The organism is Levilactobacillus parabrevis ATCC 53295 (assembly GCF_001434055.1).
GTDB lineage: Bacteria > Bacillota > Bacilli > Lactobacillales > Lactobacillaceae > Levilactobacillus > Levilactobacillus parabrevis.
The window spans coordinates 1-244 of the sequence record NZ_AZCZ01000122.1 but is presented as its reverse complement, the minus strand read 5'-3'; the positions used below and the strand labels follow the sequence as shown (position 1 = coordinate 244).

At 41.0% G+C, this 244-nt stretch carries 1 protein-coding gene; it reads left to right on the top strand.

What is annotated here, in order from left to right:
* Positions 1–244, top strand: a 244-nt coding sequence (locus tag FD07_RS12000) for a MobA/MobL family protein (protein ID WP_162254231.1), incomplete at both ends; no start/stop codon positions are given.

Here is a 244-nt window from a genome sequence, read left to right as displayed (position 1 = left end):
ATGCCAGAAAGCTTTATTTTGACGCCAAAAAATTCACCTGAATGGGCGAGTGATCGAGAGCAGTTGTGGAATGAAGTTGAAAAGAAAGATCGTAAATCAAACTCACGGTATGCAAAAGAGTTTAACGTGGCTTTACCGGTAGAATTAAGTGAATCCGAACAGAAAGAATTACTGACAAAATATGTGCAAGAAAATTTTGTTGATGAGGGCATGGTAGCCGACGTGGCAATTCATCGCGACCACC